Raw genomic sequence first — 20,918 nt, forward strand, 5'->3', positions numbered from 1 at the left:
ATCATAAATGGTATATGATGAGTTTAATGTAATAATTTACTATATTTTTTGTTCGAATTACCAAGGAGGGGTAAAACAGTGGAGGAAGCAATAATTGATTTTGTCATTGCGGTCATATTAATTATTGGTTTCACATACGGTCTCATTAGGCAATTTAGACATTGTGTCAGTATCAGGAAGGGAAATAAGTCGGAGTATGTACATTACAAGAGGGCATTGATTGGAAACTATCTGGTTTGCCTATCCTATTCAGGGTTTCTTTTTTCTTATATTTTGAATTCATTATTGGCATCCCGAATTATACAGGCTTCATTAGTTACAAGTGATAATACAAGTTTTTGCAGTTTCAGTTTTCTTGCCATTCTATTAATCGCCAAATTTGGGATTATTCCTAAGGAAAATGAACAAGTTGAATTACAAGAATACATAGTTGAGAAAGAGGAAATATGAAGAAAATTTCACTTATCATATTAATCGCATGTATTTCGATCACCTTTCTATTGAATGTTGCCATACCTGAATTTGCTGGCAAAATGAAGCATAATATAAGTTCCATGAATATCCTTTATTCATACAGTGTCACAAAAACATTCTCGGAACAAACCCATGATACGATCGAAATGGCATCCGTTCCTTCAGGGAAAACAGAGACCAGGGATGCCAATTTCCGAATTGATGTCAAGCTTGAGGGCACGCCGCTGAATATTAAAAGTGTAGTGAAAGAGCACTTGAATAAACCTCAAGCGTATAAAACTAAAGAAAAGTTAACCGGGCCCGAAAAGGGGTTTTCATACCGGACATATCATCTTACCAAAAATTATGATAAAGGAAGATATACAGTCATCCGAACGAATAAAATAACGGGAAAAGAAAAGGTGTATGCCGGAACTTACTATGAGCCGAGCACGCAAGATCCCATCGTAAAATGGTCGCGTGATGAAAAATGATGGCGGTCATACGATTTCATGTAAAGTTGAGTGATTAAATGGAAAAAACAGTGAAAATCGAGGAATATAACCCTGATTGGGTCAGTGAATTCCATCAGGAAAAAGCGAGGATAATGGAGGTTTTAAAGAACGATTCCCTTTGTGTCGAGCATATTGGAAGTACATCAGTCATGGGGTTGGGGGCTAAACCGATTTTGGACATCATGGCTGGCGTCCAACATTTAGCTGAAGTTGACGCGTTCATTGAACCTTTGAAATCGATTGGGTATGAATTTGTCCCGCATAAGGAGTTTCCCGAAAGGCGTTTCTTTAGAAAAGGCCAATGGAGAGCAGGGACGCATCATTTGCATATTTATAGATTCGGAAGTGAACAGTGGAAGAATCAACTTTCATTCAGGAACTATTTAAGAAGCCATCCGGACGTAAGGAAACAATATCAGCAATTAAAAATGTCCTTAGCAAAAAAGCATCCTGCAGATATTGTGGGGTACACAAAAGCGAAAGCGCCATTTATCCTAAATGTCATGGAATCAGCAAAAGGCGGTTGACTTCCAGGGTAAAGTTTTGAATTACTTGAAAAATGGTAACGGCAGTGGTGTAAACTGCCGTTTTTGTATGAACAATTAGCATGAACTTCGAACGATGAGTTCGGGGGCAAACCGATAAGTAATGTACGGGGCCTGATCCGAATTGGTTATCCGGTTCAATAGTAACTCAGCTGTTTTAATTCCCATTTGCTGAATGGGCTGTCCAATTGTCGTGATGGATGGTTCATAAAACTCCGTATAAGCGACATCATCAATGCTGACAATGGCCACTTCCCCAGGAATCGAGATTTTTTGCTTTTTTAAATAGCTAAGGATTTCACGTAATACTAAATCATTTCCTGCCACAATGGCTGTCGGTGGATTTTCTGCATCGAGTATCCGGGCCAATTTTTCTTGAATTTGGTTTCGGGGTAAAGAATGAATATCATCCTCCCTTACTTCCAATTTATGAGATGCCATCGCTTTTTTAAATCCTTCGATCCTCTCTAGCCTTGGTGTGATCGGGATATCAATCGGTAAGGTTAAAAATGCTATGTTTTCGTGTCCTTTTTCGGCCAGCATGGAAACAGCTAAAAAGATTGCAGCGTGGTTATCTAAAAGAACGGAATCGGAAGTTACCCCATCAACCAATCGATCGACGAATACCATTGGAATGGAATGATCGATCAAGTAATTATAGACTTTAAAATCATTTCCTACCGGAAAAATGATGATTCCATCCACTTGCGTAGAAACGAGCAAATCAAGGTATTCTTTTTCTTTCTCTGGATCATCGGCAGAGTCACATATGAATACTTTCATGCCATGCTGCTGAAGCTGTTCTTCTACGGTACGAATGATTTCAGTGGATAAAGTATGTAAAATATTAGCTACGAGTATGCCAATGACCTTTGTTTTTTTCACTTTTAAATTCCGGGCATTATCATTGGGACGAAAGTCAAGTTCTTGGATGACTTGCTCGATTCTGTCCTTTGTTTCAGCACTCATATAACGAAAACGCTGGTTAATATATTGAGAAACCGTACTTTTGGAAACACCGGCCTTCTCAGCAACATCTGATATGGTAGTTTTCTTTTTTTTCATGATGTTCTCCTAAAGGATATTATTTCTTGAACTAGAAAGGGTTACCTTCATCATAACAAAGGAGCATGACGATTCCAACGCCAGTTAGCTGATTTTGTTAAACATTGGATGTAAGAAACACCCTAAGCACTTTGGCTAAGGGTGTTAACCTTAAACTATTGATTTACATATCTTGATCAGCGGATTAACGAACGAGCCAGCCTCCATCAACAGCGAGGATATGGCCATTCATATAATCAGAGGCCTTGCTGGCAAGAAAAACGACAGTTCCCATGACATCAAAGGGTGTTCCCCATTTTTCAGCCGGGATCCTTGAGAGAATGTCTTTGTTCCTTGACTCATCTGCACGAAGCGCGGCAGTATTGGCCGTTTCAATATAACCTGGTGCAATCGCGTTTATTTGAATGTTTTTAGACGCCAATTCATTAGCGAAGGCTTTAGTCAGCCCGGCAACGCCATGTTTACTCGCAGTATATGCGGGAACGAACTTGCCTCCTTGGAAGGTGAGCATCGAAGCGATATTTATGATTTTCCCGCTGCCTTGTTCAACCATTTCTTTGGCGACGAGCTGACTGAGAAAATACAAGGAATTAAGGTTAATGTCCATTACTGCATTCCAATCCTCGTCTTTATATTCCAATAAAGGGGCACGGCGAATCGTTCCTGCATTATTAACAAGGATATCGATTTTTCCGTATGCATCAAGACAGCCTTTTACAACACCTTTAAGGCTTTCCTTATTCGTAAGCTCCGCCTGATAAAAGACAGCTTTTTGCCCGGTCGTTTCGATTAAATCCTTTGTTTCCTGAAAATTATCACCATGGGCAACGATAAAAAGATCTGCACCCGCCTTTGCTAATGCAACCGCATACCCTTGGCCCAATCCGGTATTTCCTCCTGTTACGATGGCAACTTTCCCTTTTAAACTGAAAAAGTCCATTGAAAAATCCAGTAAACTCATCTTGTTTCCCCCATCCCCATATGGATTAATAAACCACTCTTAGTCTTACTTCATATCTGAAATAGGAAAGGTATCCATATCTTCATATGTATAATTCTCTCCAGCCATTGCCCAAATGAATGTGTAGTTGCTTGTAGCGGAACCACTATGTATGGACCATGGAGGTGAAATGACAGCCTGTTCATTTTTCATGACAATATGCCTTGTTTCATCGGGTTCACCCATCATGTGGAACAAAACCGCATCATCTGCCAAGTCAAAATACATATAAACTTCCACTCTGCGGTCATGAACATGAGGGGGCATGGAGTTCCAGACATTACCTGGAGCCAATTCAGTCATCCCCATACACAGTTGGCAGCTTTGGATTCCTTTTTCATGAATCATTCTGCGAATCGTCCGCTTATTTGCCGTTTCCTGTGACCCCATTTCATCACCTTGCACTTCCTTGAACGCTACGTGTTGAATAGGGTAATTTTTATGTGCCGGAGCAGAGGCTAAATAAAATTTAGCAGGTTCGGAGTCTGAGTCACTAATGAAAATCAGTTCCTTACAACCTAATCCTATATATAGACAATCACGATTTTGAAGGGGATATACTTTCCCATCAACTGAGATCCTTCCTGATCCCCCTATATTAAATACACCTAATTCTCTTCGTTGGAGAAAATAATCAGCTTTAATGAAATCATGGCCCTCAAGCTTAACCTCTTTAGAAACAGGTTTGATTCCTCCTATGATGATCCTGTCATCAAGGGAATAGCATAAAGAAACGTCGTCATCGAGAAATAATTTTTCCACTAAAAAGTTTTTGCGGATTTCACTTGTATCAAAGTGTTTGGCTTGTGACGGATGAATGGAATAACGTTTTTCCATATGCATATAAATAACCTCCTATTTAGTAAAACGGTTTATCGTGAATATTCAAAATGTTAGCGCTACCAATATTAAAAATATATATAATATTTTCCAAATAGTCAATGATAATAGAAAAATTTAGTAGATTAATCGTATAAAAGAAGAAATAAATGATTAAAACTATGATTTTATACAAAATAAAAATATAAAGATTAGTATTGTTAAAAACTGGTTTATATGGTAATCTGACTTTATTGAAAAGAAAGCGCTTTCTTGTGGTTTTGGTTTACTAAACCGTAATACACCTTTTCAGGGGGAATTAGGAATGAAAGAATTAGATGTGATCACCTTTGGGGAACCGATGAACATGTTCTATGCAAATGAAGTAGAGCCTTTACATGAGGCTAAATCCTTTTCCCGGGCGATTGCGGGAGCCGAATCAAACGTCGCTTGCGGATTGGCGCGTCTTGATTTAAATGTTGCTTATATGACGAAACTTGGCAACGATAGTTTCGGAAAGTTCATCATCGGAGAATTGAATAAAGAAAAAGTCGACACGACAGGTATCCGTTTTACAAGTGATCACCCGACAGGAATGCTCATTAAATCTAAAGTGCATGACGGAGACCCGGAAGTGGAATACTTCAGAAAAAATTCAGCTGCTTCCACTCTCAATATCGACGACCTTTCAGAAGAGTATTTTCAACAAGCTAAACATCTGCATGCAACAGGTATCCCATCCGCATTATCTGAAAGCTGCCATGAATTTACCGTTGCTGCCATGAAACTTATGAGGAATCAAGGAAGAACCGTTTCATTTGACCCGAATTTACGGCCTAACCTATGGCCGGATAAACAAAAAATGGTGGATTGCATTAATGAGCTTGCTTACATTTGTGATTTATTTCTGCCAGGCATGTCCGAAGCGGAAGTTTTAACAGGGCTCCGAACACCTGAGGAGGTGGCCGAATTTTATTTGAACAAAGGAGTTAAAATGATTGTCATCAAGCTTGGAGCAGAGGGAGCTTATTATAAAAATGCCAATGAAGAAGGGTATGTTAAAGGATTCGTACCTGAAAAAGTCATTGATACGGTAGGTGCCGGCGATGGTTTCGCCGTCGGTGTGATCAGCGGTTTGCTTGAAGGGAAGTCCACGATTGAAACCGTTACTCGGGGCAATGCGATTGGCGCCCTTCAAGTCATGGCTCCCGGTGATATGGATGGCATGCCCAGCCGGAAAAAATTGCAGGACTTTATTGAAAGCCAGAACAAACTATTAAACGTTGAATGATCGATAACAGCAGCCAGTTAACTCCACAACTAGACTTCCAATTACAAATATTCATAAATTTGATAATGAAGTGGAGAGATTGTGATGAGAATAAAAGCCGCAATAGAAAAAATCCCTGGTGGCATGATGGTTGTCCCGTTGTTCATAGGTGCTTTGATACATACTATTTTTCCTGACACGGCAACCTTTTTTGGCGGATTTACAGGTGCCATGCTAACAGGTACCGCATCGATATTAGCCGTCTTTTTCTTTTGTGTCGGAGCTACGATAGATGTTAAGCAATCTGGTTATATTGCAAGAAAAGGATTTACCTTGCTTATCGGTAAAGTCGTATTTGCGGCATTATTGGGATATGGTGCAGCTTTACTGCTTCCGGAGAATGGGATTCAAACCGGTCTCTTTTCCGGTCTTTCGGTTTTAGTGCTGATAGCGGCTTTTAATGAAACGAATGGCGGTCTTTATACCGCACTCATGACAAAATTGGGCAGAACGGAAGATGCTGCGGCATTCCCGTTCATCAGTATTGAAAGCGGTCCGTTCTTCACGATGATCATCCTCGGTGTTGGAGGGCTTGCAACGTTTCCGTGGCAAACAATTGTCTCCACATTGATTCCATTTGCAGTCGGGATGATTGTAGGGAATATTGATAAAGAGTGCCGGGAATTCTTTGGACAGGCCGTACCGGTCCTTATCCCGTTCTTCGCATTGGCTCTAGGATTCGGGTTGGATTTTGGCATGATTCTAAAATCCGGATTCATGGGTATTTTAATGGGCGTTGCCGTCGTCTTCCTGTCCGGTGGCGTCTTATATCTACTGGACCGTTACGTTACTGGCTCCGATGGCGTTGCTGGGGTCGCCGCTTCTTCAACGGCGGGTGCCGCAGTTGCTGTACCTTTCATCATCGCCGAGTTAAACCCGCAATTCGCTCCTGTAGCAGAATCGGCAACAGCAATCATCGCAACAAGTGTATTGGTTACGGCAATCCTGACACCGATGCTGACAATGTGGGTTGCAAAGAAACAGGAGGAAAGAGGCATTCCGCAGCGAAGGGGCATGAAACCAACTATTTTGAAAGATCAAAATGTGGCTTCCATACAAAAAGCGAAGTAAAACAAATGAAATGTAAGCGTTATCCAAAAAGCAACTGGGGTTATTATCCCGGCTGCTTTTTTGTGATGCATGCACATTGGTGTTAAAATTAGGAAATGGTAAAACGGAATGTGTAAACGCGAATTCCTATCAAGGAGGCTTTCATGAGAAAGGTAGAGGTCGTACCATATAAGAAAGAATGGTCCAAGCTATTTCATGATGAATGCCAAAAATTAGAGGAAATTTTCGGGCCTGAAATGATGAATGTATACCATATTGGCAGTACGGCCATCCCGGCCATACATGCCAAGCCTGTAATAGATATTTTGGCAGTGGTGAAAGATGTGGAATGTGTCGCTGACTTTAATAAAGAGATGGAAGAGCTGGGGTATGATTTCAAGGGGGAGAACGGAATCGCTGGCCGACGTTTTTTTCGTAAAGGCGGGGATGAGAGGACGCACCATATTCACATGTTCCAAAAAGGGCATGAAGAAATTGCCCGACATCTCGCTTTTCGGGACTATTTGCTATCACACCCTGATGAAGCACAAGAGTATAGTAGGCTGAAGCAGCGCTTGGCAGCGGAATTTCCAGATGATATTAAAGGATATGTAAACGGGAAAAATGATTTTATCAAAAAGGTCGATGAAAAAGCGAAACATTGGGCGAAGCGTGGTGGTCATCATGTTAATGAAGTGGATCAAATGCCAAGTGAATGAGGAAAACAAGCGTTCATTTTCAAAAGCACAAGAGAGATGGGGACAGATGCGCCATTGTGATGGCTTCATCGGTCAAATCGGAAGGTGGAATAGAAATGAACCATGTGAAGCAGGCATCCTCTCCGTTTGGAATGATCTCCATTGTCATCAACGTTTCATGGAGCATCAGCATGATGAAATATTCAGGGAGATTGATCAAGGAAGTACGTATACAAATATTTCTGTCGATATATTCGAGAGCATATCAATATAGGAACAATGGACATGACGTATTTTTTGAACAAAGGGATATTGCTGCGAGTGGCTGAATGTTCTGTTGAAAATGTTAAACAAGCCCGTTTTGAGCAGGTGCTAAAAGACGCAGGGAACAGGGCGATGACACCGGGCATGCTGTCAGGCGCATTCGGTAAAAGGCAAAACGGCAGATATCTGGCTGCATCATATGGGACAATGCATATTCACATCAACGGTATGCGGATAAGGAATTGCCTGCATTGATAAAAGAATCGGGAGTGAAAGATTCAACCCAGCGAATTTCAGTAAGTTTAATTGAATTGCATCCAAAGTGGATGTTCATTTAGAATCAAACATTATCAATCTATCAATTTGAATAATCTATGGCGTCTTGGATTGTTGCTTTCTTAATGGAAGGGCACTAAATACATTTTCTACAGAAGGGGATAACAAATGAAACTAGATTATGATTCACAGTATATCAGGGGCATCTACCTCAATAGAGACCGCATATCTTCGTATGACCATTTCCCTCTAGATCTTCCGGTTATCAGGCACCTTCAGGAAGTGGCTTTTCATCCCAGTGTTACCTATGTCATCGGGGAAAATGGAATGGGGAAGTCCACCTTGCTTGAAGGTATTGCGATAGCGTATGGCTTCAATCCAGAAGGAGGAACGTTGAATTTCAATTTTTCCAATTATGATTCACATTCCAATTTGGACGAATACCTCCGTTTGAAAAAAGGCGTATACAAACCGAAGGATCATTTCTTCTTTAGGGCGGAAACCTTTTATAATTTAGCTACGAATATAGAGGAATTGGACAGGGAGTCATCTTTTGGGTCGAAAATCATCGATTCCTTCGGTGGAAAATCGCTACACCAGCAATCCCATGGGGAATCGTTTTTTTCTGCTTTTGTAGAACGATTTCAAGGCGATGGATTGTATATTCTCGATGAGCCTGAAGCTGCTTTATCCCCATTGAGACAAATATCGATGTTGGCCAGGATAAATGAGCTTGTTCAACAAGGATCCCAATTCATCATTTCCACCCATTCCCCGATCATCATGGCCTATCCGGATGCTAAAATCCTCCAAATTTCAGATGAGGGAATGAGTGAGGTGGCATTAGAGGAGTCCAATCACTATTTGTTAATGAAACAGTTTTTCGAAGATAAAGATCGGCTGCTTCATCATCTGTTTCAATGAGATTTTAGCATCTCCAACGAAAACCCCGTCTGCACTGCGCATTCGGGGTTTTCATTTTTTTGGAATTGGTTGTTGACAGCCTAGGTGTATTGCGGGTATAGTACATCTATAAGGTGTATGAACCACTTAGTACATACACACATATCAGACTTTTTTAAATAAATAGGGGGTGGTTTTAATGAACGTAAATACCCGGGAACCGGTATATCTGCAAGTCGTTAGGCATTTCAAAGAACAAATAGCCATTGGTAATTTCGTGGCGGGGCAGGAAATTCCCTCACGAAGAGAACTGGCGGCTTCACTCAATATAAATCCCAATACCGCTCAAAAAGCGTATAAAGAAATGGAGGAACAGGGCTTGATTCATACAGAACGAAATTTCCCCAGTCAAATCACGACGAATGAAACGATTTTACAGGCTGTAAGGCAGGAATTGATTTTGGCGGCCGTTGATACATTTGTCGATGCGATTCGTCCGATTAATGTACCGGTTGATGAACTGCTTCGTGTGGTTAAAGAAAAATACGCGGAAGAAATAAGGGAGGAGGAAGAAAAATGATAGAAGTAAAAAAGATCTCCAAGAATTATGGACGGAAAAAGATCTTGGATGATGTTTCATTTACAGCCAATAAAGGAGAAGTCACTTGTCTGATCGGGATAAATGGTGTCGGTAAAACGACTACACTCAAAGCGATCATGGGATTGACGCCATATAAAGGTGAAATCCTGATCGATGATCAAAAGATGACAAAGGACAGTTATGAAAAAATCACCTTCATTCCGGACGCACCAACCATGCTTCCGCAAATGACCATTAAACAGGCCATGGTTTTCATGTCGGATTTCTATACGTCCTGGAATCCGGAAAGAGCTAACCAGCTAATGGGGTTTTTCAAGCTTAAAGAGGAGAATCGCATTTCGGAATTGTCAAAAGGGAATACAGCTAAGCTCAACCTGATGCTTGGTTTGTCCCTTGACGTCGATTATGTACTGATGGACGAACCATTTTCGGGAATCGATATGTTTAGCCGCGAGCAAATTGCCGATGTCTTTGCGAGCCACCTAATTGAAGATAGAGGAGTCATCATCACGACCCATGAAATCGGTGATATTGAACATTTGATCGATAAGGTCATTTTATTGGATAACGGTTCGGTGCTTAAAGAGTTCAATACAGAAGAAATGCGGGAAGAGGAAGGGAAATCGGTAGTCGATGTAATGAGAGAGGTGTATCAATCATGATGCGATATATAAAACTAGTGAACTTTGAAATCAACCGTTTCAGTAAAATCTATCTTAGCTTATTGTTGATCACCTTGGTTTCGCAATTTGCCGGAGTGATCATCGTAACGAAGAGCCTTCTTAATGATGCCAGGGATATCATGAAGGAAGAAAGACTATCTGAAGCCGCTTATATTACTAATTATGGAAGCCTTGATTTTAATCATATTTCCAATTCCCTTTTGTTTGTAGGACCGATAGCGCTGAGTGCGGTTGCCCTTATTTTTTACATTTTCCTTATTTGGTATCGTGACTGGTTTGGAAAGAATACGTTCATTTATCGTCTATTGATGTTACCGACATCCAGATTATCGATCTACCTTTCAAAAGCTACGGCCATCTTCCTGATGGTATTAGGGATGATTGCTTTCCAAATCATCATTTTACCTATGGAAAATGCCCTATTTAATTCGAATGTGCCGGAAGCCCTTTTGAATGAAATGTCAATTTCTACTATCACGATAGCCAATCCGATTTTGTCATTGATCATTCCAAGCACGTTCACGCAATTCCTAATTTCCTATGGCATCGGTCTTATGATCATGTCGATATTATTCACGGCGATCATGTTTGAAAGAAGTTTCCGCATAAAAGGAATCATAATGGGCTTGTTATATTGCGGAATCGCTGCGGTGTTGTTTTTAGCCCCAGTTTTAATGGAAATCGGGAATTTCTATTTCTATCCTAATGAATTATTTGGCCTGATGCTCGCAATAGGAATCATTTTGACAGGATTATCGGTATGGCTTGGTGCTTGGTTATTGAAAAATCGCGTTACCGTATAACAACTTTAAAGGAGAGTGAACAAGGTGAAACGTTATTTATGCAGCATCATTATTGGAATGGTTGTCATCTTAAGCATCGGGACCTATTATGTCAAAGTAGCTTCCTCCGCTTCCAGCCTTCCAAAGTATACGTTCAAGACACTGGAAGGCAGCGATAAAGAGCTTGATCCGGTGATCATAAATGCTTCGCTTCAAAATGACAGTAATTTTTATGAACCATTAACAATTGAATCCAATACAACGACATATGTCAGCGAAAGGTCTTACTTGGAGAACTTAACTGGAAGACAAGATCATCAAATTGACAGATTGGTAAAAGAACATCGTTCGTTTATGCGTGGCAAAGATTCCATTAGTTCTTTATATGAAGACGATGATTTCCTCGCTTACGCTTGGGTGAATAGCAAATATACAAAGAGCGGGAATATGGAAGCAAAGTTTGATATCGGTTTACTGGAGAAGAAGGACGAAGAGGAAACTTCATTCCAAATTGAACTTCCGAATCAAGGGAGAATCATGAATGCTGATGTCAGGGATGTGCAGTTGGTCCATTCAAAACTACAGGTTTTAACGATGAATGATGTGAATTCCAACAATGAGAAGCAAACGAAAGAAGTTCATCTGTATACGATCGATGTAGCCAATAAAAAAGTCTTGAGCGATAAAACCCTTGTATCTGAATCCTTTACTTACCCTAATCAAGTTGATTTTGAAATGCCAATCGACCTTACTCCCTCACAGCCAAACAACATGGTATTCATTTCATTAATTAAAGGGGTAAATCATGAGGATGGTCCATTTGAGGAAAAACTAAAGGAAAGCAAGCTTTTATCTTATAATTATGAAACGGAAAAATTAGAAACGGTAAAAAAAGAATTGCTTAGCCTGGACATGGCTAGATCAGGATATGCAGACGGAAAGAACCTTTATGCAGTTGAAATGAAATCAGGTAAATATCGCATTAAAACGTTTGACCTCAGCAGTCAAACATTAACGAATGACACCGAGCTGGATATAGCTGCTAATAAAAAGGAACAAGACTTCGCTGCCATTAAGAACGGGCGTGTGTACTTCCTATTAGGGAACGAAGTGGATCAAGACGTTTTAACATACAAGCCTGCCAAACTTCTGATTGCAGATATAAAGACTGGAAAGACTTTATATAAAGGTGAAACAGTCATAAATAAAAAGGACAGCAAAAGTTTTCAACTTTTTATAGATGAATTGGAAATAAAATAAGGACCAAAAAAGCTTTAAATAAAAAAGGGATATCCTCCAAAAGGATATCCCTTTTTTATTTAAATGGAAGCCAAGTTCGTTCTGGCTGTACGTTCCTTCTTGCCGTGCAGGAAGTGGTAAAGGACGGAGGTCAAGATGACCAAAACGCCCAAGATGACATAAAGTGTGCTGTAACCTGTTATCGGAATGATGAATCCCAGAATATAAGGGCCGAATCCAAGTCCTGCATCAAGCATGATAAAGAAGGTGGACGTTGCCATCCCCATTCGGTGAGGCGGTGTCAGTTTAACGGCAATCGCCTGCGAGCTTGATTGCATATTACCGAATCCGAGGCCAATGAGGAAACCAGCTGCCAGTAAAGTGAAACTATTGGTTGTCATACTTAGAAGCAGCAAGCCGACTCCGAAAATAATGAAAGCCGGATACATAATGAAGTTCGATCCTTTCCGGTCCATCAATGGTCCTGAGAAAGGACGTGATATCAATACGGCTACTGCGTACACTACAAAGAAGAAGCTTGCCGTATTGACCAGATCGATTTCGATGGCATAGAAACTGATGAAAGAAAGGACACTGGAATAACAGAAAGCCAATAACAGAGTGATGATTGAAATGGGCAGTGCCTTAGGTTCAATGAAATTGGAAAGCTTGAATCCTTTGCTTTCCGTAACTTTTGCCGTCACTTTCAATGCCGGGACATACAGGAAGAATGCTGTAATCAAGGAGATCACACCTAAAGCCAGGCAGAAACTGAAAATGACTTGGAAGCTTGTATGTTGAGCCATAAAAAGACCGATGAAAGGACCGATAGCCGTCGCAAGTGTTGCGCTCATGCTGTAATAGCCGATGCCTTCACCCTTTCGTGTCGGCGGAATGATCTGCGCGACGATCGTACCTGTCGCGGTACTTGCCATCCCCATTGCCATCCCATGGATCAGGCGGTTAACAAGCAGGAAGCCGATTCCAAGGTCCACAAAATAAAGAATTGTTGTCAAAGTGAAAAAGATCAAACCTATGAATAACGTTTTCTTACGGCCGATTGAATCAATGAAACGGCCAATGAACAGACGTCCGATCAACGTCCCGATAATAAAAATCCCCGATATGAGTCCCGCTTCGCTTGTAGAAGCATCCAATTCATTAACAGCATAGATGGCAAGTGTCACCATCAGTAAATAAAAGATTAATGTTATGAAAAAATTGATGGACGAAACGATGACAAAGTCCTTCGTCCACAGTCTGGTTCTGGATTGATCCATGTTATTATCTCCTTACTTTATAATGTTATTTCTAATTTCGCCCATGATGCGTATGGCAGCGAGTTGTTCCTCTTCCGTGATCCCTTTCAAGATTTCCTGTTCATATTGATCGATTGTCACGCGGACTTCGCTGTAGACCTTTTTGCCAAGCTCCGTAAGCCGCATCCTTTTCTCGCGTTTATCTTTGCTTGGCACATGCTCGACATACCCCAGCTCTTCCAAGCGGGCAATGGTCCTCGTAATCGTGGGTTTCTCCACGCTTTGGTAATTGGCAAGCTCTACAAGCGTCGCCGAACCATAATTGTTCAAGTAATACAAAATGGACCATTGCGCCCTGTGTAAATCATGCTTGTTCAGCTGGATATTAAGATTATTTTCAAACGGCCGGTACAGCAGCAATAATTGCTGAAAGAATTTTTGGAAAGTCTTTATGAGAAACACCTCTTATCAATATATAGTTATCATGAGTAATCGTTACCCTGAGTAACTATAATACCAAAATAAATCCATTCTGTCCACTCGGATTTGTGTTGTTATTTTGATAAAAAAAGGGAGAGAACGGCAGAAATCACGAGTAAAAGCACCAAATTCACGAGTAAAAGTCCAAAACTCACGAGTAAGGCGCCAATTCACGAGTAAAAGTCGGAAATTCACGAGTAAAAGGCCCAAACTCACGAGTAAAAGCACCAAATTCACGAGTAAAAGGCCCAAACTCACGAGAAAGGCGCCAATTCACGAGTAAAAGTCGGAAACTCACGAGTAAAACGCCCAAATTCACGAGTAAAATGCCTAAACTCACGAGTAAAAGCACCAAACTCACGAGAAAGGCGCCAATTCACGAGTAAACGCTCCAAAAAGTGATCATAAGAGGAGGATTACAGGTGTCAAAGGGATTTCTTCATCATATTGAGCTGTATGTTCCAAATTTAAATAGGAGCATTGATTTTTGGGGCTGGTTTTTGGACGAGATGGGCTATGAGCCATTTCAGGAGTGGGAAAGCGGGAGGAGTTGGAGATTGGGTGAGGTGTACATTGTTTTTGTACAAGCGGAAACAAGGTTTCTTGACATTCCCTATCATAGGGGACGAGTGGGTCTTAACCATTTAGCCTTTCACGCCGCTTCCCGGCAACAGGTTGATGAGATCACCAGAAAGTTAAGGGGCAGAGGAGTTACCATCCTTTACGCCGATCAGCATCCATTTGCCGGCGGGGAGGATCATTATGCTGTATATTTCGAAGATCCAGATCGGATGAAGGTCGAACTCGCGGCCCCTTAACAATAGTTGGCATAGCTATAACCATTATTTCCATCTTTCCCATTCTCAGGTTCGGGCTCTGGGCCAAGTGAAAAGGCCTCGATCAATATGAATGCACCGAAAACCTGGGTCCAGCTGCCTAGTAAAAGAATTTGTTCTCCCATCCGTACTTTTTCATTTAAAATGAAAATATTTCCGACCGATTCCAAAAATGAACCGGCTGCAATGAGGCCATTTCCCTTGATCTCAAAAGGTGAAATGGCCTCATCAGTCAGCGTTGCACCGAATGTTTCAAAAGCGGCACCCAGGCCTTGGATTCCACTGCCGATTGCATCGGTTCTCGTGCCTTCCTTCTCTGAACCACTCAACTGCATATCTATTCCAACTACATTTGCGGTATTGCCAATGGCCTCAAGCCAATTGCCGAATATAAAGTAGGATTCCGAACGTTCGTTTTCCGGATTCAGCATTTTTGAACGGCCGATCGCTTGCAGGGAATTTGCAACGGCTTCAATGCCATTCCCTTTGAGGATGAGATCTTTTCCGAGATTAGTGCTCGTTAAAGTTTGCCGGGTTTGCCCGATTGCACCAACAAGAGTGCCGATGCCAAGTAACCATGCTGCTGAAATAAGGAGGTCATCTCCATTTCTATGAGTGATCATATCTTAAACGCTCCTTATAAGTGGTTAGATTATATTATTCAGGAAACAGTGTTTGTTTACTTAATGCTTTATCACTTTGGGCTCAGGTTGTAAGTTACCCATTTATTGGTATAATGACAGCTGGAGGAGATGATATTGACTTTTAAAAATTTTTTGCAAATGATTATCGCAGCACTTTTCTTTATGGTTTTTACGTTTTGTACCTGGTATGAAGGAAGCGAAATTCTGGATAGACCTTGGGAATGGAAGCATTCCACGCATTTCACACACATAAATGATGAACAGCCGATAGAGGCAGATGATATTTCGAATTTCGATCATTTCGTGTATGCCGCAAAATTCAAACCGTTATTTCCATTTCTTATGGTCCTAGCCGCATCGTACTTAATCATTCTTACGGGATATATCCTGTTGCAAAGAAGGATTAAAAAGATGGCCCTATTCTTATTGGGATTTGGAGTCATTTTTCTGTTTTTTAGCGGTTATGTATCCAATTCCCCAACTGTTGGAGGAAATATCTTTCAAGCATTTTTTCTGATAGGCGGAATGATAGCGATAATGGCTGCAGCTCTCTATTATTATCGGATGCCAAGAGGATTCAATACGCTCATGAAGTAAGCAAGCTGCCGATGAGGCAGCTTTTTTTGTGCAAATTGTTGACACAAAATAACGAAAAATAATAGTCATTTTCGCGAAATTCTTAGATTGAACTTCACTGTAATGTAGTTTATAGTTAAGTCGAAATTTAGTAGACCAGTTGTTATAATACCGGCGATGAACCCCTATCGATTGGATAAACCAGTGATTGAAGACTAAAACGAAAAGGTGATAATATGTCAGGCAAAATCAAAATTGAACAGCCAAAGATCCCCCAAGACTTAACACAAGCGAACTTTCAGGAAATATATTATCAAGATGAGCCTTATCTTGAGTCCTGTATCATAACCAACTGCACGATCGATAGAGAAAAAATGGACAAAATCGTATTATCACAAGTTGTTTTTAAAAATGTGACATTCAGTGATGTATCATTCAGGAATATCGAGCTGACGGATGTCATCTTTGATCATTGCGATTTAACGAATGCCGATTTCATGGGCGGCTCGATTCATCGTGTGGAATTCAAAGAGTCCAAACTTTTAGGCATTAACCTTTCTGACGCAAGCTTAGGGAATGTCTTCTTTGAGAATTGCAACCTGAATTTAAGTGCCTTTGGTTATTCCAGTTTAAAGCAAGTGAGGTTCGATCATTGCTCATTGGAAAGTGCTGATTATTATGAGTGTAAATTCATTAAAGTGAAGTTCGAAACATGCAGATTAAATGAAGTGAACTTTTCCCGGACACCGCTCAAGGGAATTGATATTAGCAGTTCTGCATTTCAAAGGATTACCGTATCCCCGGAAGATTTAAAAGGATGCGAAGTTTCCCCGGACCAAGCGATAGTCTTTGCAGCCATGCTCGGACTGAAAATTAAAGAGTGAACCTTTCAATAAGGCTGAAGCGAGGGACCGCTGATTTGGCGGTCCTTTTTGAGTTATGTGTGGTGAATATCGGCAGAGTGAATAAAATGATATGTTTTGCACAAATGCAGTATTGCTTTACAATATTTGTTAAGTGAAAGGGGGATTGAATGTTGATTATCAATAAGGTCACTTTGTATGGTCATGCCTGGAAGGAAATGCGGAATTTTTATGTTGATGTGTTAGGATTTGAGTTACTATCGCAAACGGATGATGCTTTTGAAATTAAGGCAGGGGATAGTGTGCTTGAAATCAAAAAATATCATCACAAAGATAAGCCCTTTTACCACTTTGCCATGAACATTCCGACCAATTTATTTATTTCGGCAAAAGCATGGGCGAAATCAAAAGTGGAATTGACCAGGGAAGAGGATGATGACGAAGTTTATTTCAGCTTTTTAGACGCACGGTCTTTTTATTTTTTAGACCCTTCAGGCAACATTGTCGAGTTCATAGCGAGATATTCCGTATCACCCGAATCCGCGACTGAGTCTTTTTCAGCTCAAAACGTCCTGTGCATCAGTGAAATAAACATTACGACAGATGAAGTCAGGGCTATGGGAAATCAGTTGATCAGCAATGGTGTGCCTGTAAGGAATGGTGAAGCGATAAGAGAAGATGGATTGAATTTCATGGGTGAACATGAAGCAGGTTCGTTTTTACTTTTAGGTCCAAGGAAACGGCGTTGGATTTTCTCGGATAAAGAGTCGGAAACCTTTCCGCTTTCGCTAGTCATAAATCAGCATCTGGAAATTTCATTGGATGGCGAAGGATTTATGGAAATGAAAAAGGGGGAATGATGTTGATTTATATTTTGGCAATAAAGCAGAAGCAGGGCTGCCTGTCATTGGTGTATTTCCTATGATGGTTTTGTCTTCGGGATTGTAAAAGAATGAATAAAGAATAATCTCAAATAATAACAAGAAGAAGGTAATTTATGCTTAACATGATAATTCTCCTATTAAGTTACTTAATAGGTTCCATCCCATTTGCTTTGGTCATCGGGAAATCGTTTTACAACACCGATATCCGCGGATATGGGAGTGGAAATCTTGGCGCAACTAATAGTTTTAGGATATTGGGCAAGACAGCAGGGACGATAGTAGCATTTGCTGATTTATTGAAAGGCATCATAGCCTGCGTACTCCCGATGGCGCTGCATTCGAACGTTTCCCCTGCACTATGCGGCTTACTTGCGATAATTGGCCACGCCTTTCCTGTTTTCGCGGGATTTAAAGGGGGAAAGGCCGTGGCAACATCGGCGGGAGTGTTTTTATTTTTAGCTCCATTAGGTACATTCATTGCTTGCATGGTATTTCTCATTAGTTTGCTATCTTCAAAATATGTATCTCTCAGTTCGATGCTGGGGAGCATTTCCATATTGATATACAGCTTATTTTTTGAAGGCAGGCTTATCATTGCACTCTCATCATTTATTTGTTTATTCGTCGTCATTTTGCATCGAGAAAATATAAAGAGAATATGGAAGGGCACGGAAGCAAAAGTGGGCAGGACCTTATGATAGCAGAAATGAATTACATACAAATTTTTATGGTTCGCTCAATATTCTAAGTGAATACTGCACCATAACCCAAGGAGCAAAGCCATGAAAAAAAGAAGTTTATTGATAGCGGTGGGCGTGATCTTTTTTGGGATCATTGCCTCGATAGCATGGGTTTCTCAAACCAAAAAGAAAGAGGTCGCCGGTAAGAGGGCATTTCCCCAGCATACAGTCTATCAAGCGGGGACGATAAAACCTGACAATCTGTCACAGGAGGAAATGGATGCTGCCGTGACGACTTTTTATGAAACCTGGAAAGATAACTATCTTAAGCAGCCTGCCGATAAAAATGATGAATATTATATTTTTTACAATGACAAAGGATATGCTGAGCCCAAGAATGCAGTGACCGTTTCTGAAGCGCATGGTTATGGGATGATGATAACGGCAATCATGGCAAGCAGCGAGGACAAGAGGTACTTTGATGGGCTTTATCGTTTTTATAAGGCGCATGGAAGTGATCATGACCCTTCATTGATGGCGTGGCAGCAAGTAAAGGATAAATCGGGTAAAATCATCAATACGCCAGGGGATGCCGATTCAGCAACTGATGGCGATATGGATATCGCCTATTCATTATTATTGGCTCACCGGCAGTGGGGAAGTGAAGGGGAGATCGACTATCTTGCAAGTGCAAAGGACATCTTGGATGCGATCATGTCGAATGAAATAAATCGGTCGCAGTCCCTTGTTAAACTAGGGGACTGGGCGGAAGATGAAGATGACGTATACGGACAATCGACTCGTTCCTCTGACCTTCTTCTCAATCATTTTAAGACATTTGAGGCGGCGACTGGGAATGAAGAATGGAAAGATGTAAGAGATAAGGCCTATAAGGTCATTCTATCTATTTATAAGGAGAAAAGCGGCAATACTGGCCTCATCCCGGACTTCATTGTACAATCCCAGGGAGAATTTCAGCCGGCAGAAGCGGACTTTTTAGAAGGGGAGAATGACGGCAATTATAGCTGGAACAGCAGCAGGACCCCATGGCGCTATACGCTCGATTACTTACTGACCGGTGATGAAAGAGCGCTGCCGCAATTAAAGAAGATGAATGATTGGATTAAAGCGGAAACGGATGGCAACCCTGAAAATATCCAATCCGGTTATACGCTAAGCGGAAAAGCCGTGGAAGAAGGGAATAGTACAAGCTTTGTCGCTCCATTCATGGTGAGTGCCATGGTGGATTCCTCCAATCAGCAATGGATTAACCGCTTATGGAACCGGACGATACAGGAACAAGATGATGATGACTATTTTGCCAATACGATAAAATTACAGACAATGATCGTGGCTTCGGGTAACTGGTGGGCGCCATTGGAAGAAACCAATTAAAGATGAAAAGGAGTTTGATGAGGATGATGAAGGTCACACCTTTCTTGATGTTCGAGGGTAATGCGGAGGAAGCGATGAATTATTACACATCTTTAATCGAAGGATCGAAAATAACCAGCATTGTTCGGTATGGTGCAAATGAATCAGGTACAGAGGGAGTAGCATGCAGGCTACCTTTTCCTTGAAGGATCAGGAATTCATGTGCATCGATAGCAATGTTAAGCATGAATTTACATTTACACCATCATTTTCCATTTTCCTTACATGTGATAGTGAAGAGGAAATTGACAGGCTTTATTCGAGCTTAACTGATGGCGGACAAGTGATGATGCCATTGGGTGACTATTTCTTTAGTAAGAAGTTCGGCTGGGTATCCGATAAGTTTGGTGTTTCCTGGCAGCTTACTCTCCCAATATGAATGAAATGAAAAGGCCACTGGATAGTGGCTTTTTTCAGTTTATTGACCAAAGGGGGTCCGTAAGTGACACCACCATGAGGAGCGGACGGATCGAAAAAAGTGCGTTAACAACGAAAAAACATAAACAAGACCTGGTTGTAACTATATGATTTCCACTCCAGGCACTCGCTTTCCGCGGGCGGTCCGGGAGCCTCCTCGGCGCTCTTTGCGCCTGCGGGGTCTCCCTTGGACACGTTTTTCCCGCAGGAGTCTCGCACCTTCCGTTCCAATCAACTGGAATGTTTTTTTAAGAAAGAACTGTAGGCTGGCCTCATCCTGAACCTTGATTATGTTTTTTTAGTGTTTTATGAATCCACCCGCTAGATTGAAGAAATTTGCGACACTCCTGCCGAATAACTGGCTAGCCAAGACCCCACAGCCGCTTGCGGTGAGGAGGCTTGGCAGACAGTCGGCGGAAAGGGAGCGGATTTCTGAAATCAACTGAATATTTTTTCAGACTGTAGAGGCATCGATTCACATCGTCGAAAAGATTCCTGACAGTGAATTGATCATTTTTGAAAAAAGCTGCCACTATCTTGAAAATAGGGGATTCATTTCGAGGATTTCTTCTTTCATTAACGAGAGATTTGGACACAAAGAAAACGAGGCATCATATCCGGG

The 20,918-nt window shown here is 41.2% G+C and carries 26 protein-coding genes and 1 pseudogene; 20 read left to right on the forward strand and 7 right to left on the reverse strand.

All coding sequences use genetic code 11. The annotated features are described in order from the left end of the window. The first annotated feature begins 78 nt into the window (after window positions 1–78). From AC2YHV_RS15910 to AC2YHV_RS15920, 3 genes are read left to right on the forward strand one after another with little or no spacing between them, the layout of a single operon-like run. Window positions 79–450: a hypothetical protein gene (locus AC2YHV_RS15910; protein ID WP_283929490.1), complete on the forward strand. Its 372-nt coding sequence runs from the start codon at window positions 79–81 to the stop codon at window positions 448–450. Continuing rightward, a complete protein-coding gene (locus AC2YHV_RS15915) occupies window positions 447–947 on the forward strand; it encodes a hypothetical protein (RefSeq protein WP_487373575.1) in 501 nt (166 codons plus the stop codon). Before AC2YHV_RS15910 ends, AC2YHV_RS15915 begins: the two co-directional genes overlap by 4 nt. Before the next feature lie 38 nt (window positions 948–985). Further along, complete coding sequence (locus tag AC2YHV_RS15920; protein ID WP_487373576.1) at window positions 986–1,495, forward strand: GrpB family protein; 510 nt, start codon at window positions 986–988, stop codon at window positions 1,493–1,495. 75 nt (window positions 1,496–1,570) lie between these two features. Here AC2YHV_RS15920 and AC2YHV_RS15925 read toward each other — a convergent pair whose 3' ends face one another. The 3 genes from AC2YHV_RS15925 to kduI form a co-directional block, all read right to left on the reverse strand. After that, the gene (locus AC2YHV_RS15925; RefSeq protein WP_063589890.1) at window positions 1,571–2,578 is read right to left on the reverse strand and encodes a LacI family DNA-binding transcriptional regulator; all 1,008 of its coding nucleotides are present in this window, start codon (window positions 2,576–2,578) and stop codon (window positions 1,571–1,573) included. Window positions 2,579–2,762: 184 nt separating this feature from the next. Next, window positions 2,763–3,539, reverse strand: coding sequence for a 2-dehydro-3-deoxy-D-gluconate 5-dehydrogenase KduD (kduD, locus tag AC2YHV_RS15930; RefSeq protein WP_487373577.1), 777 nt, complete (start codon window positions 3,537–3,539; stop codon window positions 2,763–2,765). A 45-nt stretch (window positions 3,540–3,584) separates the two neighbouring features. Beyond that, window positions 3,585–4,415, reverse strand: a complete 831-nt coding sequence (gene kduI, locus AC2YHV_RS15935) for a 5-dehydro-4-deoxy-D-glucuronate isomerase (protein WP_034311737.1) — start codon at window positions 4,413–4,415, stop codon at window positions 3,585–3,587. 307 nt (window positions 4,416–4,722) lie between these two features. Between kduI and AC2YHV_RS15940 the strand changes: the two genes are divergently transcribed. The 10 genes from AC2YHV_RS15940 to AC2YHV_RS15985 all read left to right on the forward strand — a co-directional run bounded on the left by AC2YHV_RS15940 (window position 4,723) and on the right by AC2YHV_RS15985 (window position 12,244). Further along, on the forward strand, window positions 4,723–5,688 hold the full coding sequence (locus AC2YHV_RS15940; RefSeq protein WP_487373578.1) for a sugar kinase: 966 nt from the start codon (window positions 4,723–4,725) through the stop codon (window positions 5,686–5,688). Between the two features lie 84 nt (window positions 5,689–5,772). Continuing rightward, window positions 5,773–6,798, forward strand: a complete 1,026-nt coding sequence (locus tag AC2YHV_RS15945) for a 2-keto-3-deoxygluconate permease (RefSeq protein WP_034310693.1) — start codon at window positions 5,773–5,775, stop codon at window positions 6,796–6,798. A 143-nt stretch (window positions 6,799–6,941) separates the two neighbouring features. Further along, on the forward strand, window positions 6,942–7,496 hold the full coding sequence (locus AC2YHV_RS15950) for a GrpB family protein (RefSeq protein WP_487373579.1): 555 nt from the start codon (window positions 6,942–6,944) through the stop codon (window positions 7,494–7,496). Then, on the forward strand, window positions 7,468–7,749 hold the full coding sequence (locus AC2YHV_RS15955; RefSeq protein WP_487373580.1) for a DUF4937 domain-containing protein: 282 nt from the start codon (window positions 7,468–7,470) through the stop codon (window positions 7,747–7,749). The genes AC2YHV_RS15950 and AC2YHV_RS15955 overlap by 29 nt, the downstream gene beginning before the upstream one ends. Before the next feature lie 11 nt (window positions 7,750–7,760). Further along, window positions 7,761–7,994: a hypothetical protein gene (locus AC2YHV_RS15960; protein ID WP_487373581.1), complete on the forward strand. Its 234-nt coding sequence runs from the start codon at window positions 7,761–7,763 to the stop codon at window positions 7,992–7,994. Window positions 7,995–8,183: 189 nt separating this feature from the next. Next, window positions 8,184–8,939 carry an AAA family ATPase gene (locus AC2YHV_RS15965; protein ID WP_034310704.1) on the forward strand — a complete coding sequence of 252 codons (756 nt, stop codon included), beginning with the start codon at window positions 8,184–8,186 and terminating at the stop codon, window positions 8,937–8,939. A gap of 178 nt (window positions 8,940–9,117) precedes the next feature. Then, window positions 9,118–9,498 carry a GntR family transcriptional regulator gene (locus tag AC2YHV_RS15970; protein ID WP_264639664.1) on the forward strand — a complete coding sequence of 127 codons (381 nt, stop codon included), beginning with the start codon at window positions 9,118–9,120 and terminating at the stop codon, window positions 9,496–9,498. Then, entirely contained in the window at window positions 9,495–10,181 is a 687-nt protein-coding gene (locus tag AC2YHV_RS15975; protein ID WP_057279131.1) for an ABC transporter ATP-binding protein, read from the forward strand. Before AC2YHV_RS15970 ends, AC2YHV_RS15975 begins: the two co-directional genes overlap by 4 nt. Then, a complete protein-coding gene (locus AC2YHV_RS15980; RefSeq protein ID WP_328129343.1) occupies window positions 10,178–11,005 on the forward strand; it encodes a hypothetical protein in 828 nt (275 codons plus the stop codon). Before AC2YHV_RS15975 ends, AC2YHV_RS15980 begins: the two co-directional genes overlap by 4 nt. A gap of 24 nt (window positions 11,006–11,029) precedes the next feature. Beyond that, window positions 11,030–12,244, forward strand: coding sequence for a hypothetical protein (locus AC2YHV_RS15985; protein ID WP_487373582.1), 1,215 nt, complete (start codon window positions 11,030–11,032; stop codon window positions 12,242–12,244). 59 nt (window positions 12,245–12,303) lie between these two features. Here AC2YHV_RS15985 and AC2YHV_RS15990 read toward each other — a convergent pair whose 3' ends face one another. The 3 genes from AC2YHV_RS15990 to AC2YHV_RS16000 all read right to left on the reverse strand — a co-directional run bounded on the left by AC2YHV_RS15990 (window position 12,304) and on the right by AC2YHV_RS16000 (window position 14,323). Beyond that, a complete protein-coding gene (locus AC2YHV_RS15990; protein ID WP_413011840.1) occupies window positions 12,304–13,503 on the reverse strand; it encodes an MFS transporter in 1,200 nt (399 codons plus the stop codon). A gap of 12 nt (window positions 13,504–13,515) precedes the next feature. Continuing rightward, complete coding sequence (locus tag AC2YHV_RS15995; RefSeq protein WP_048686687.1) at window positions 13,516–13,935, reverse strand: MarR family winged helix-turn-helix transcriptional regulator; 420 nt, start codon at window positions 13,933–13,935, stop codon at window positions 13,516–13,518. Between the two features lie 178 nt (window positions 13,936–14,113). Next, window positions 14,114–14,323 carry a hypothetical protein gene (locus AC2YHV_RS16000; protein WP_487373583.1) on the reverse strand — a complete coding sequence of 70 codons (210 nt, stop codon included), beginning with the start codon at window positions 14,321–14,323 and terminating at the stop codon, window positions 14,114–14,116. 61 nt (window positions 14,324–14,384) lie between these two features. On the opposite strand from AC2YHV_RS16000, the gene AC2YHV_RS16005 reads away from it, so the two are divergent. Further along, on the forward strand, window positions 14,385–14,780 hold the full coding sequence (locus AC2YHV_RS16005) for a VOC family protein (RefSeq protein ID WP_487373584.1): 396 nt from the start codon (window positions 14,385–14,387) through the stop codon (window positions 14,778–14,780). Here the strand turns inward: AC2YHV_RS16005 and AC2YHV_RS16010 are convergent. Then, window positions 14,777–15,421 (reverse strand): DUF6944 family repetitive protein, encoded by a 645-nt coding sequence (locus tag AC2YHV_RS16010; protein ID WP_487373585.1) that lies wholly within the window; start codon window positions 15,419–15,421, stop codon window positions 14,777–14,779. The two genes, AC2YHV_RS16005 and AC2YHV_RS16010, sit on opposite strands and share 4 nt — an antisense overlap. Before the next feature lie 135 nt (window positions 15,422–15,556). Here AC2YHV_RS16010 and AC2YHV_RS16015 point away from each other — a divergent pair, with 135 nt between their 5' ends. The 6 genes and pseudogenes from AC2YHV_RS16015 to AC2YHV_RS16040 all read left to right on the forward strand — a co-directional run bounded on the left by AC2YHV_RS16015 (window position 15,557) and on the right by AC2YHV_RS16040 (window position 20,258). Then, complete coding sequence (locus AC2YHV_RS16015) at window positions 15,557–16,039, forward strand: DUF4306 domain-containing protein (RefSeq protein ID WP_487373586.1); 483 nt, start codon at window positions 15,557–15,559, stop codon at window positions 16,037–16,039. Window positions 16,040–16,254: 215 nt separating this feature from the next. Beyond that, complete coding sequence (locus AC2YHV_RS16020; RefSeq protein ID WP_082854505.1) at window positions 16,255–16,902, forward strand: pentapeptide repeat-containing protein; 648 nt, start codon at window positions 16,255–16,257, stop codon at window positions 16,900–16,902. A 149-nt stretch (window positions 16,903–17,051) separates the two neighbouring features. Further along, on the forward strand, window positions 17,052–17,741 hold the full coding sequence (locus AC2YHV_RS16025) for a VOC family protein (protein WP_487373587.1): 690 nt from the start codon (window positions 17,052–17,054) through the stop codon (window positions 17,739–17,741). A gap of 137 nt (window positions 17,742–17,878) precedes the next feature. Further along, entirely contained in the window at window positions 17,879–18,463 is a 585-nt protein-coding gene (plsY, locus tag AC2YHV_RS16030; protein ID WP_318292516.1) for a glycerol-3-phosphate 1-O-acyltransferase PlsY, read from the forward strand. Between the two features lie 84 nt (window positions 18,464–18,547). Next, on the forward strand, window positions 18,548–19,840 hold the full coding sequence (locus tag AC2YHV_RS16035; protein WP_487373588.1) for a family 8 glycosyl hydrolase: 1,293 nt from the start codon (window positions 18,548–18,550) through the stop codon (window positions 19,838–19,840). 23 nt (window positions 19,841–19,863) lie between these two features. Then, window positions 19,864–20,258 (forward strand): annotated as a pseudogene (locus AC2YHV_RS16040) (VOC family protein). Window positions 20,259–20,918 lie beyond the last annotated feature (660 nt).

This window comes from Peribacillus sp. SRI_006, assembly GCF_057586375.1.

Excerpts from the sequence above, each read along its gene's own strand:
- AC2YHV_RS15915 (WP_487373575.1), top strand. The coding sequence starts at position 447 with ATGAAGAAAATTTCACTTATCATATTAATCGCATGTATTTCGATCACC.
- AC2YHV_RS15920 (WP_487373576.1), top strand. The coding sequence starts at position 986 with ATGGAAAAAACAGTGAAAATCGAGGAATATAACCCTGATTGGGTCAGT.
- AC2YHV_RS15925 (WP_063589890.1), bottom strand. The coding sequence starts at position 2,578 with ATGAAAAAAAAGAAAACTACCATATCAGATGTTGCTGAGAAGGCCGGT.
- kduD (WP_487373577.1), bottom strand. The coding sequence starts at position 3,539 with ATGAGTTTACTGGATTTTTCAATGGACTTTTTCAGTTTAAAAGGGAAA.
- kduI (WP_034311737.1), bottom strand. The coding sequence starts at position 4,415 with ATGGAAAAACGTTATTCCATTCATCCGTCACAAGCCAAACACTTTGAT.
- AC2YHV_RS15940 (WP_487373578.1), top strand. The coding sequence starts at position 4,723 with ATGAAAGAATTAGATGTGATCACCTTTGGGGAACCGATGAACATGTTC.
- AC2YHV_RS15945 (WP_034310693.1), top strand. The coding sequence starts at position 5,773 with ATGAGAATAAAAGCCGCAATAGAAAAAATCCCTGGTGGCATGATGGTT.
- AC2YHV_RS15950 (WP_487373579.1), top strand. The coding sequence starts at position 6,942 with ATGAGAAAGGTAGAGGTCGTACCATATAAGAAAGAATGGTCCAAGCTA.
- AC2YHV_RS15955 (WP_487373580.1), top strand. The coding sequence starts at position 7,468 with ATGAAGTGGATCAAATGCCAAGTGAATGAGGAAAACAAGCGTTCATTT.
- AC2YHV_RS15960 (WP_487373581.1), top strand. The coding sequence starts at position 7,761 with ATGACGTATTTTTTGAACAAAGGGATATTGCTGCGAGTGGCTGAATGT.
- AC2YHV_RS15965 (WP_034310704.1), top strand. The coding sequence starts at position 8,184 with ATGAAACTAGATTATGATTCACAGTATATCAGGGGCATCTACCTCAAT.
- AC2YHV_RS15970 (WP_264639664.1), top strand. The coding sequence starts at position 9,118 with ATGAACGTAAATACCCGGGAACCGGTATATCTGCAAGTCGTTAGGCAT.
- AC2YHV_RS15975 (WP_057279131.1), top strand. The coding sequence starts at position 9,495 with ATGATAGAAGTAAAAAAGATCTCCAAGAATTATGGACGGAAAAAGATC.
- AC2YHV_RS15980 (WP_328129343.1), top strand. The coding sequence starts at position 10,178 with ATGATGCGATATATAAAACTAGTGAACTTTGAAATCAACCGTTTCAGT.
- AC2YHV_RS15990 (WP_413011840.1), bottom strand. The coding sequence starts at position 13,503 with ATGGATCAATCCAGAACCAGACTGTGGACGAAGGACTTTGTCATCGTT.
- AC2YHV_RS16010 (WP_487373585.1), bottom strand. The coding sequence starts at position 15,421 with ATGATCACTCATAGAAATGGAGATGACCTCCTTATTTCAGCAGCATGG.
- AC2YHV_RS16020 (WP_082854505.1), top strand. The coding sequence starts at position 16,255 with ATGTCAGGCAAAATCAAAATTGAACAGCCAAAGATCCCCCAAGACTTA.
- AC2YHV_RS16025 (WP_487373587.1), top strand. The coding sequence starts at position 17,052 with ATGTTGATTATCAATAAGGTCACTTTGTATGGTCATGCCTGGAAGGAA.
- plsY (WP_318292516.1), top strand. The coding sequence starts at position 17,879 with ATGCTTAACATGATAATTCTCCTATTAAGTTACTTAATAGGTTCCATC.
- AC2YHV_RS16035 (WP_487373588.1), top strand. The coding sequence starts at position 18,548 with ATGAAAAAAAGAAGTTTATTGATAGCGGTGGGCGTGATCTTTTTTGGG.